Origin of the sequence: Parafrankia soli, from assembly GCF_001854695.1 — a bacterium.
GTDB lineage: Bacteria > Actinomycetota > Actinomycetes > Frankiales > Frankiaceae > Parafrankia > Parafrankia soli.
Genome location: NZ_MAXA01000030.1, coordinates 1 through 10457, shown reverse-complemented (window position 1 = coordinate 10457; position 10457 = coordinate 1). Strand labels below are relative to the sequence as shown.

Below are 10457 nucleotides of genomic sequence, written 5' to 3'. Positions count from 1 at the left end.
ATGCCGTCTGAGTCGATCACGGTCACGGTCGCGCCGAGGGACGCGGCGACCAGGGCCGCCTCGTAGCCGCCGGGTCCGCCGCCAAGGATGACGATGCGCGTCACGTGGGATCCTCCAGAGCTCGTCGTACCTCCCTAGTTTGCCCCTCTTCCGACGTCCCTCTCGTCCCGGTGCGGCGGCCTCCGTAGTATCTTCCACCGACGTCGGACGCCCCCCGTGACGTCGGTCCATCCCCGTGACGCCGGTGGCCGCACCCGGCGTGGAAGCCACCCCCGCGCTCTCGCACCGGGCGGGGGAGATCGGAAGAGACCCCGACGATGACGAAGTACGCCGCCTACGCGAGCAACCTCGATCCGGCGCACATGAAGCAGCGCACGCCGCACTCCCCGGTGATCGGCACCGGGTGGATCAGGGGCTGGCGCCTGACCTTCGGCGGTGAGAACGTCGGCTGGGACGGAGCGCTGGCGACCATCGTCGAGGCGCCCGGCGCCCACGTGTACGTCCTGCTGTACGACCTCGACCGCTACGACCTGGAGCGGCTCGACATCTGGGAGGGCGCCGACACCGGCCTCTACACCCGCATCCGGGTGCGGGTGTCGACCCTGGACGGCGAGAGCCTGGCCTGGACGTACGTGCTGAACACCTACGAGGGCGGGCTGCCGTCGCGCAACTACCTCGACATGATCGCGGACGCGGCCGAGAAGGCCGGCGCCCCCTCCGAGTACGTCACCGAGCTCCGTGGACGTCCGATCGCCTGATCCGGGCCTGCCCGGCCTGCCCGGCCGGGCAGCACCGGACGACCTGGCCTAGCGACCAAAGATCGCTAGGCCAGGTCGTCCGGGCCCACCGGGTCGGCCGAGCGGTCGAGCAGCTCACAGGCGGCGGCGGAGAGGAACCTCACACCGACGCCGACCGCGCGCTCGTCGACGTCGAAACTGCCCTGGTGCAGGTCGTAGGTGGGGCCGCCCGGTGTCCGGGTGCCCAGCCGGGCCAGGCCGCCGGGCACGTGGGTGAGATACCAGCCGAAATCCTCGCCGCCCAGCGACTGGGCGACCGAGGTGGCCGCCCCGTGCCCGAACACCGCGTCGACCACCGCGCCGAACGCGTCGACGACGTCCGCGTGGTTGACCACCGGCGGGACGCCGCGCACGTAGTCGACGGCGATCTGCGCCCCGTACGGGGCGACGAGCTGTTCGGCGAGGCGTTCGACCAGCTCCGGCGCCGCCTCCCAGGTCTCCCGGGACAGCGTGCGGATCGTCCCGCGCAGCTTGCCGGTGCGCGGGATGGCGTTCGTGACGGTGCCCGACTGGATCTGGCCCCAGACCAGCGAGAGCGCGGAGCGCGGGTCGACCCGCCGGGACAGCGCGGCCGGCAGGTCCACCGCCAGTCGGGCGAGGGCGTACACCAGGTCGACGGTGTTCTGCGGCCGTGAGGTGTGCCCGCCCGGCCCGGCCAGGGTGATCTCCACCGCGTCGGCGGCCGAGGTGATCGGGCCGGAGCGCAGCCCGATGGTGCCCACGTCGAGGGCGGGGTCGCAGTGCACGGTGATCGCCGAGGTCACCGGTTTGAGTACGCCGGCGTCGATCACGTCGAGCGCGCCGCCGGGCATGGTCTCCTCCGCCGGCTGGAAGAGCAGCCGCACGGTACCCGGCAACGGGTGCGTCCGGGCGTGCTCGGCGAGCGCCAGACCGGCGCCGAGGGCCACGGTGGTGTGTACGTCGTGCCCGCAGGCGTGGGCGACGCCCGGCACCGTCGACCGGTACGGGACGTCCTTGACGTCGGCGAGTGGCAGCGCGTCCATGTCGGCGCGCAGCATCACCACCGGGCCGCCCGAGTCGACCCCCGCGCCGATGTCGCACCACAGGCCGGGCACGTCGGGGAGCCGCTGCGGGCTCAGGCCGGCGGCCAGCAGCCGTTCCTCCAGGACGCGCGCCGTGCGATGCTCCTGGCGGCCCAGCTCGGGATGGGCGTGCAGGTCACGCCGCAGCGCGATCAGATTGTCCTCGTGCTCCGCGAGCCAGGCCACCGTGATCGGCATGCCCGCCGCGGCGGTCCTGTGTGTCATGTCCGCTGTCATCTACCGGGCCGGGCCCTCCGCTGTCGCTCCGGCAGGCCGGCTACCCGTGGGTGACCGGTCGCCCCGCGTTCATCTCCGCAAGCAGCGTATCGACCACAGCGGTGAGGTCTCCGCCGGCCCGCCGCGCGGCAAGTTCCTGTCGGGTGTAGCTCGCCCCGGCGGTGAGGATCCGGTCGACGTTGGTGAGCTCGGTTTCACAGCCGAGCCGGCGGGCGACGGGGAGGAGATCCTCGACGAGGTCGGTGATGTCGGTGCGGACCGGGCGCACGGTGCCGTGGTCGTCCACCATGATCTCCGCGTCGAGCCCGTAGCGGGCGGCCCGCCACTTGTTCTCCTGCACCACCCAGCGTTGCGGGGCCGGAAGCCGGTACCCGCGGTCGAGCTGGGTGTTCATCCGGTCGACGATGCACTGCGCGAGCGCGGCGACCGCCCCGACCTCGAGCAGCGTCGGCAGGCCGTCGCAGATGCGCAGCTCGACGGTGCCGAAGTTGGGGTGGGGGCGGATGTCCCACCACACCTCGCGGATCGTCTCGATGGTGCCGGCCGTCACCAGGGTCTCCATGAACCCCTCGAACGCCGCCCAGTCGTGCAGCGGGTAGGGCAGGCCGGCGGTCGGCAGGCTCTCGAACACCCGTGAGCGTGACGACGCGAGCCCCGTGTGCGAGCCGAGCCAGTAGGGCGAGGACGCCGAGAGCGCCAGGAAGTGCGGGATGTAGGACATCAGCGCGTTCACGATGGGCATCGCCTTCTCCGGCGAGCGCACGCCCACGTGGACGTGCACCCCGAAGATGAGCAGCCGCCGGGCCAGCCACTGCATCCGGCCGACCAGGCGGTCGTAGCGGTCGTCCGCGGTGATCTTCTGGGTGGAGTACTCGCTGATCGGGTGGGTGCCGGAGCACATCAGACCGATGCCGCGCCGCTCGGCCAGATCCCGCAGCACCTCGACCGTGCCGAGCAGGTCGGCGGTGGCCTCGGGCACGGTCTGGCACACCCCGGTGATCACTTCGATGGTCGACTCGAAGAGCTCGTGCTTGGCCTTGGCGGCGCCCTCCTCGCCGACCTTGGCCCGCAGGTCCTCGAGGATCTCGGTCGCGCTGCCACGCAGGTGCCGGCTCTGCAGGTCGACGAGTTCCAGCTCCCACTCGATCCCAAGGCTCGAACTCGGCGACGACGAGAAGGGAATGTGCACCGCGGCTCCTCCGGGTGAGCGGGCCCCGCCAGCGGGCGGGCCCGGAACTCGGGCAGCGAGCTCTCCGGGCTGGTTACCCAGATCGCGCGGCCGTACCCCCCGAAGGGACGAAGGCACACCCCTTACGGGTCGTTGGCCACGCGCGCCTCAGTGTCCGGATTTGCTCCGACTGAGAGTTATCTTAGTTTGACTTTTCGTGGCGGCGAGTAGTTCCGCGTGACCGACCGGGATCTCTCCGCCGCGCCGGGGACAGGGGAACCCGGCCGCTGTCAGGATGCCGGGCGGGCGGGCGCGGCGGGAACGGTGGGCGCCGCCGGACCGGCGGGCTTCGTGGGCGCCGCCGGACCGGGCACGGCGGGGGCGACCACGCGGATACCGAGCTCGCGGAGCTGCCGCTCGTCGATCGTCGTGGGAGCGCCGGTCAGCGGGTCGAGCCCGGACTGGGTCTTCGGGAAGGCGATGACCTCACGGATGTTGTCCTCACCCGCGAGGATGGCGACAAGCCGGTCGATACCGAACGCGAATCCACCGTGCGGCGGGGCGCCGTACCCGAACGGGGTGAGGAAGAACCCGAACCGGGCCTTCGCCTCCTCCGGCGAGATGCCCAGCAGCCCGAAGACGCGCTGCTGCAGCTCGCTCTCGTGGATCCGGATCGACCCCGAGCCCAGCTCCCACCCGTTGAGCACCAGGTCGTAGGCCAGGCTGCGCACCGCCAGCGGCTCGGACTCCATCTTCTCGACGTCGTCGGGATGCGGCCGGGTGAACGGGTGGTGCCCCGGCTTCGGCCGCCCGGTGGCCGCGTCCACGCCGACGAACAGGGGGAAGTCGACCACCCAGGCGAAACGCAGCTCGCCCGCGCCGGCGGGCGGACGCCCGAGGTCGTTGCGCAGCTGGCCGAGCACCTCGCAGGTGGTCTCCCACTCGTCCGCGACGAGCAGCAGCAGGTCGCCCTCCTCGGCCGCGGTCGCCGTGACGATCCCGGTGAGCTCCGCGGGGGAGAGGAACTTCGCGACCGGTGACTCCAGCCCCCCGGCGGCGGCGACGCGCATCCACACCAGGCCCTTCGCGCCCAGCTTCTTGGCGCGGTCGGTGAGGGTGTCGAGCGCCTTGCGGTTGTGCGTGGCCGACCCGCCCGGCACCCGGATGCCCTTGACCACCGGGGCGCCGGCGAACGCCTTGAAGCCGCTGTCGGCGAAGATCGCGGTGAGCTCGACGAGCTCCATCCCGAACCGCAGGTCGGGCTTGTCGACCCCGAACCGGTTCATCGCGTCATGCCAGGTCAGCCGCTCGATCTCGGGCACGGCGCGCCCGGAGCCCGCCGCGGCCGCGGCGGCGGCCGAGAGCACCGCCGCGGAGACCACATCGAGGATGTCGTCGACGCCGACGAAGCTCATCTCCAGGTCGAGCTGGGTGAACTCGTACTGCCGGTCGGCGCGCAGGTCCTCGTCGCGCAGGCAGCGCGCGAGCTGGAAGTAGCGGTCCATCCCGCCGACCATCAGCAGCTGCTTGAAAAGCTGCGGCGACTGCGGCAGCGCGTAGAAGCTGCCCGGGAACTGYCGGGACGGGACGACGAACTCGCGCGCGCCCTCCGGCGTCGACGGCATCAGCAGCGGCGTCTCCACCTCGACGAACCCACGGTCGGCGAACGCGGTGCGCAGCGCGCCGAGGACCGCCGAGCGGGTGCGCAGGTTGCGCTGCATCCGATCGCGGCGCAGGTCGAGGTACCGGTAGGTGAGCCGGGTGCTCTCCTCGACGGAGTCGGCCCGGTCGTCGAGCGGGAACGGCGGCGGTGCGGCGACCGAGAGCACCTCGACGGCGCAGTCCGTCAGTTCGACCTCGCCGGTGGCCAGGGCCGGGTTCGCGGTGCCCTCCGGGCGGGCGGTGACGGTGCCGGTGATCCGCAGGACGTACTCGGAACGAGCGTCGACCGAGCCGTCGACGACGCACTGGAGCAGGCCCGAGTGGTCGCGCAGGTCGACGAACATCAGCGACTGGCCGTGCTGGCGGCGGTGCGCGACCCACCCGCAGACCGTCACCCGCTGGCCGGCGTTGCCGAGCCCCAGATCACCGCACAGGTGGGTACGCATCGCGGTGCTGTGCGTTCCGGGCGTGCTGGCGGCTGTCGACATGGTCATCCGTCCTGTGTCACCACTTGCTGATGTCACCGCTAGTGCTGATGTCACCAATAGCTGATTTGACTGATGCGACTGATCGGGAGCCGCGTCACGTCGCTGTCGACCCTATCGGACGGCTCTGCCGATGATCGCCGCGTGGGCCGTGGTGGCGGCCGTGGTGGCGGCGCTCAGGTCTGGCGGGGGGTGGGCTCGGCCGGGCGCAGGGCCCTGATGAGGCGTGCCGCCTCAGACCGCATGCGGTTCGGCAGCCGCAGGATCTGTCGTCCGCCGGGGGTCTTCAGCTCGACCACGATCACCTCGCCGTGCCGCAGGCCGCGGGAGGCGGAGACGTCCCGCCGGTCGTAGGAGACGTCGAACCAGTCGCCCTCCCGCGGGAAGGGCGCGACCACCAGCAGCCGCCGCGTGGTCAGCATGATCCAGCGGGACGTGCCGAGGCGATGCCCGACGAAGCGCTCGGCCTTCGCGGTGACTCGCCCGCCACCGGCCGGGTCCGTCATCCGACCGCGCAGCACGACCTCGATGAGCTCTCCGTCCTCAAGCGGCACCCGCGGGGGCTTCCGGACGGAGGGGACGAGGGACACCTCACCAGTGTGCTCCCGAAACGCCAGGCGGGGCCGGGCCGGGGCCACGCGGGAGTGGTATGCCGACGAGTCGTACAGTCGCCTGGTGGCGGACAGCGACATCATCAGCGCCGCCGACGCCGTGGCGTCGGCGGCCTGCCTGTCCGAGCGCACCGGAGCCGACCGGCACGACGTCGCGATCGTCCTCGGGTCCGGCTGGCGGCCCGCGGCGGACGTCCTGGCCGGTCTCGGCACCGACGTCGTGGACGTCGACTTCGCCGACCTGGGCGGCTTCCCCGCCACGGATGTTCCCGGGCACGCGCCCACGGCCCGTTCCATCCTGCTCGGCGGGCGGCGGCTGCTGGTCTTCCTCGGCCGGGTGCACGCCTACGAGGGCCACGACCTCTCCCGGGTCGTGCACACCGTCCGCACCGCGCACGCCGCCGGCGCGGGCACCGTCGTCCTGACGAACGCGGCCGGTGGGCTGCGTTCCGACCTGCACGTGGGCCAACCGGTGCTGGTCTCCGACCACCTCAACCTGACCGGCCGCTCGCCGCTGGTCGGCCCRCTGTTCACCGACCTCACCGACGCCTACTCGCCCCGGTTGCGCGCGCTCGCCCGCACCGTGGAGCCGAGCCTGGTCGAAGGGATCTACGCGGCGCTGCCCGGCCCGCACTTCGAGACACCGGCCGAGATCCGCATGCTGCGCGGGCTCGGTGCCGACCTCGTCGGCATGTCGACGGTGCACGAGACGATCGCCGCCCGGGCGCTCGGCATCGACGTGCTCGCGCTCTCGCTGGTCACGAACCTGGCCGCCGGGATGACCGGCGCGCCACTGGACCACACCGAGGTCCTCGCCGCCGGCGCCGCGGCGGCCGGCCGGATGGGCTCGATGCTCGCCGAGGTCATCACCGCGCTTTGACGAGCCCTGTGACCGCCGCCTCGTGATGACTGCTCTGTGACGACTCTGTGACGACCGGGGAGGGCGCCGTGACGGCGGAGGTCGGCCGGCTGCCCGAGCCGTTGGCGTCGCGGGTCGCGTCCTGGCTGGTGGCAGACCCCGACCCCGGCGACCGGGCGGAGCTCGCCGGGCTGGTGGCCGCGGGTGACGTCCGCGCCCTCACCGAGCGTTTCGCCGGACCGCTGGCCTTCGGCACCGCCGGGCTGCGCGGGCCGCTGCGGGCCGGGCCGGCCGGGATGAACACCGCCGTGGTGCGGCGGACCACCGCCGGTCTCGGATCCTGGCTGCAACGCCGCGTGACCGGTCCGCCGGTGGTGGTGATCGGCTACGACGCGCGCCGGCGCAGCGACCACTTCGCCCTGGACGCCGCCCGGGTCCTGGCCGGGCAGGGCGCCCGGGCGCTGCTCCTCCCGGGGCCGACGCCGACGCCGGTGCTGGCGTTCGCAGTCCGTCACCTGAGCGCGGTGGCTGGGATCATGATCACGGCGAGTCACAATCCGGCGTCCGACAACGGCTACAAGGTCTACCTCGGCGGTCCCGTGGGTGAGGCGGGGCGGGGCGCCCAGCTCGTCGCCCCGGCCGACACCGAGATCGAGGACGAGATCGCCGCGGTCGGCCCGGCCGCTGCGATCCCGCTCGCCGACGGCTGGACCCGCCTCGACGCCTCGATCGTCACCGCGTACGTCGAGGGCGCGGTGCGCGCGGTCGACACCGTCCCGCCGGTGGACGGGCCGCCGCTCCGGATCGCCTACACGCCGCTGCACGGCGTCGGCGCGGACGTCCTGGAGGCGGTGTTCACCCGGGCCGGCCTGCCCGTGCCGGTGACGGTCGTCGACCAGCGGGAGCCCGATCCCGACTTCCCGACGGCGCCGTTCCCGAATCCGGAGGAGCCCGGAGTGCTCGACGCCGTGCTCGCCCTGGGGGAGCGCGTCGGCGCCGACCTGGTGCTCGCGAACGACCCGGACGCGGACCGGTGCGCCGCGGCCGTCGGCGGCCGGGTGCTGACCGGGGACGAGATCGGGCTGCTGCTCGCCGACCACGTGCTGCGGGCGCGGCCCGGACCGGTCGCGACGACCGTGGTCAGCTCCTCGGCCCTGGTGGAGCTCGCCCGCGACCACGGCGTGCCCTGCACCCGGACCCTGACCGGCTTCAAGTGGATCATGCGTGCCGATCCCGGCCTCGTGTTCGGCTACGAGGAGGCCCTCGGCTACGCCATGGCCCCCGACCTGGTGCGGGACAAGGACGGCATCACCGCCGCGCTGGCCCTCGCGCGGGCCGCGCAGCGCGAGAAACGCGCCGGGCGCACCCTGCTGGACGTCCTCGACGACCTGCACCGCCGCATCGGCGTGTTCGCCACCGGCCAGGTGTCCGTCCGCCTCGACGATCTCGCGGCCGTCGGCGCGGCGATGCGCCGGCTGCGGACGTCCCCGCCCGACCGCGTCGCCGGCCGTCCCGTGACCGCCGTCCGGGACCTGCTCACCGGCGCGGTGGACGGTCCTGACGGGCTCGCCGGCCTGCCGCCCGCGGACGTCCTGCTCCTCGAACTGGACGGCGGAGCCCGGGTCGTCGCCCGCCCCAGCGGCACCGAGCCCAAGCTCAAGATCTATCTGCAGGCCGTCACGGACCGCGAAACCGTGGCGGCGATCGGCCCGGCCGCCGCGCGCCGCCACGCCCGGACCGAGCTGGACGCGCTGCGCGACGGCGCCGCCGCCCTGATGGGAGTCCCAGGGCCTGCGGGCGGCCCGTGACCCGTGGTGGCCGCGTCGTCGAGCGCGCGGCGTGCGCGGAAGCACCGGCGTCCCCGGAGACGGTCGGAAACGATGGATATTCACGCAGGCCAGGCCTTATGCGCTCTGCCCGAGTAACTGCGGCGGTTGAGTGACAGCCAGGACTCTCTGAGCCGCCACACATCACCGGGTGGTGGGACCTGGCATGCATGGGCCCGGGCCCGGCTCCGGGCTAGACGGCGCCGTAGATCCGGTCGCCGGCGTCGCCGAGCCCCGGAACGATGTAGGCGGTGTCGTTCAGCTTCTCGTCCACCACGGCGGTGACCACGCTGACGTCCAGGCCGCTGCCCTCCAGCGCGGCGACCCCCTCGGGCGCGGCGACGACGGAGACCACGACGATGCCGGTGGCGCCCCGGGAGTTGAGCAGCCGCAGCGCGTGCAGCGCGGAGCCGCCGGTCGCCAGCATCGGGTCGAGCAGGAACACCGGCCGCCCCGCCAGGTCCGCCGGCACCGACTCGAGGTAGACCCGGGGCTCGAAGGTCGTCTCGTCGCGGGAGAGGCCGATGAACGCCGACCGCGCGTCCGGCATCAGGGTGAGCGCGGCCGGCAGCATGCCGAGACCGGCCCGTAGCACGGGCACGACCACCGGCTCGGCCGCGAGCGCCACCCCGGCGGTGGTCGCCAGCGGCGTCGTCACCGAGACGGGCATCGTCGGCAGCTCGCGGGTCGCCTCGTAGACGAGCATCGTCGACAGGTCGTGCAGGGCGGCGCGGAAGGCGGCGCGTGCCGTGCGCTCGTCCCGCAGGACGGTGAGCGCGGTCGCTGCCAGCGGATGATCGACGACCTGAACCTGCACGGTTGGCTCCTACCGGGACACTCGAGAACCCACACTGCGCATGGGCGATGATGCAAGGTATGACAACGGCTCCCGCCGGACCCGACCGTCCCGCGCCGGGCGCCGACTTCGACGCCGCCGGGCGTCGGGTCGCGCCCCGCCGCGCCGAGCTCGCGCGCATGATCGACCACACCCTGCTGCGCCCCGAGGCGACCGGCGAGGAGATCGTCAACCTCTGCGCGGACGCGGCGAAACTCGGCGTCGGCACCGTCTGCGTCGCCCCGACCCACGTCTTCCTCGCCGCCGCCAGCGCCCGCCAGGCCGGCAAGGACGCCGATCCGTCGTTCGCGATCGCCTCGGTCGTCGGCTTCCCGCACGGGACACACCTCACGGTGATCAAGGCCGAGGAGGCCCGGCGCGCGGTGGCCGACGGCGCGACCGAGATCGACATGGTCGTCGACATCGCGAACATCATGGACGAGAACTGGCGCGCCATCGAGACCGAGATCACCGAGGTGCGACTGTCCGTCCCGCCGCACGTGATCCTCAAGGTGATCCTCGAGACGGCCCTGCTCCCGGACGAGAGCATCGCGGCGGCCTGCCGGGCCGCGGAGGACGGCGGCGCCGAGTTCGTGAAGACCTCGACCGGCTTCAGCCTGGCCGGCGGCGCCTCGCTGCGCGCGGTGCGGGCGATGGTCGCCGCGGTCGGCGGCCGGCTGGGCGTCAAGGCCTCCGGCGGCATCCGCACCGCCGACCAGGCCCTGGCCTTCGTCGACGCCGGCGCCACCCGCCTGGGCCTTTCCGCGACCAAGGACATCCTCGCCGACATCCCGGCCTGACCCCGCCGTCGGCCCGGGGCTCGGCGGCGCTCGTCCGGAGCTAGCGGTAGTTCGTTGGATCAAGGTGGGAGGTAGAGGTGCAGGCCGTGGCCTGCGCCGACTGCGGCGATCAGGGTGTCCAGGTCAGCAGGCGG

The 10457-nt window shown here is 73.2% G+C and carries 9 protein-coding genes and 1 pseudogene; 4 read left to right on the top strand and 6 right to left on the bottom strand.

All coding sequences use genetic code 11. The features are described from left to right. Positions 1 to 107 (bottom strand): annotated as a pseudogene (locus tag BBK14_RS36630) (FAD-dependent oxidoreductase); the annotation flags it as partial. A gap of 210 nt (positions 108 to 317) precedes the next feature. On the opposite strand from BBK14_RS36630, the gene BBK14_RS04585 reads away from it, so the two are divergent. After that, positions 318 to 758: a gamma-glutamylcyclotransferase family protein gene (locus BBK14_RS04585; RefSeq protein WP_020463372.1), complete on the top strand. Its 441-nt coding sequence runs from the start codon at positions 318 to 320 to the stop codon at positions 756 to 758. Positions 759 to 823: 65 nt separating this feature from the next. Here BBK14_RS04585 and BBK14_RS04580 read toward each other — a convergent pair whose 3' ends face one another. The 4 genes from BBK14_RS04580 to BBK14_RS04565 all read right to left on the bottom strand — a co-directional run bounded on the left by BBK14_RS04580 (position 824) and on the right by BBK14_RS04565 (position 5982). After that, positions 824 to 2065: an amidohydrolase gene (locus BBK14_RS04580; RefSeq protein WP_420849124.1), complete on the bottom strand. Its 1242-nt coding sequence runs from the start codon at positions 2063 to 2065 to the stop codon at positions 824 to 826. 52 nt (positions 2066 to 2117) lie between these two features. Continuing rightward, on the bottom strand, positions 2118 to 3266 hold the full coding sequence (locus BBK14_RS04575; RefSeq protein WP_071059956.1) for a glutamate--cysteine ligase: 1149 nt from the start codon (positions 3264 to 3266) through the stop codon (positions 2118 to 2120). Between the two features lie 269 nt (positions 3267 to 3535). Then, on the bottom strand, positions 3536 to 5395 hold the full coding sequence (aspS, locus tag BBK14_RS04570) for an aspartate--tRNA ligase (RefSeq protein ID WP_071059959.1): 1860 nt from the start codon (positions 5393 to 5395) through the stop codon (positions 3536 to 3538). A 173-nt stretch (positions 5396 to 5568) separates the two neighbouring features. Further along, on the bottom strand, positions 5569 to 5982 hold the full coding sequence (locus tag BBK14_RS04565) for a hypothetical protein (protein WP_041256640.1): 414 nt from the start codon (positions 5980 to 5982) through the stop codon (positions 5569 to 5571). Positions 5983 to 6067: 85 nt separating this feature from the next. Here BBK14_RS04565 and BBK14_RS04560 point away from each other — a divergent pair, with 85 nt between their 5' ends. Together BBK14_RS04560 and BBK14_RS04555 are read left to right on the top strand one after the other, a co-directional pair. Beyond that, the gene (locus tag BBK14_RS04560; protein ID WP_071059954.1) at positions 6068 to 6883 is read left to right on the top strand and encodes a purine-nucleoside phosphorylase; all 816 of its coding nucleotides are present in this window, start codon (positions 6068 to 6070) and stop codon (positions 6881 to 6883) included. A 68-nt stretch (positions 6884 to 6951) separates the two neighbouring features. Next, positions 6952 to 8670 (top strand): phospho-sugar mutase, encoded by a 1719-nt coding sequence (locus BBK14_RS04555; RefSeq protein WP_083390717.1) that lies wholly within the window; start codon positions 6952 to 6954, stop codon positions 8668 to 8670. A 211-nt stretch (positions 8671 to 8881) separates the two neighbouring features. Here BBK14_RS04555 and upp read toward each other — a convergent pair whose 3' ends face one another. Next, complete coding sequence (upp, locus tag BBK14_RS04550) at positions 8882 to 9505, bottom strand: uracil phosphoribosyltransferase (RefSeq protein WP_071059953.1); 624 nt, start codon at positions 9503 to 9505, stop codon at positions 8882 to 8884. Between the two features lie 50 nt (positions 9506 to 9555). Here upp and deoC point away from each other — a divergent pair, with 50 nt between their 5' ends. Beyond that, positions 9556 to 10323 (top strand): deoxyribose-phosphate aldolase, encoded by a 768-nt coding sequence (gene deoC / locus BBK14_RS04545; RefSeq protein ID WP_241831132.1) that lies wholly within the window; start codon positions 9556 to 9558, stop codon positions 10321 to 10323. Positions 10324 to 10457 lie beyond the last annotated feature (134 nt).

Coding starts and splice junctions, on each gene's coding strand:
- BBK14_RS04585 (WP_020463372.1), top strand. CDS start 318: ATGACGAAGTACGCCGCCTACGCGAGCAACCTCGATCCGGCGCACATG.
- BBK14_RS04580 (WP_420849124.1), bottom strand. CDS start 2,065: ATGACACACAGGACCGCCGCGGCGGGCATGCCGATCACGGTGGCCTGG.
- deoC (WP_241831132.1), top strand. CDS start 9,556: ATGCAAGGTATGACAACGGCTCCCGCCGGACCCGACCGTCCCGCGCCG.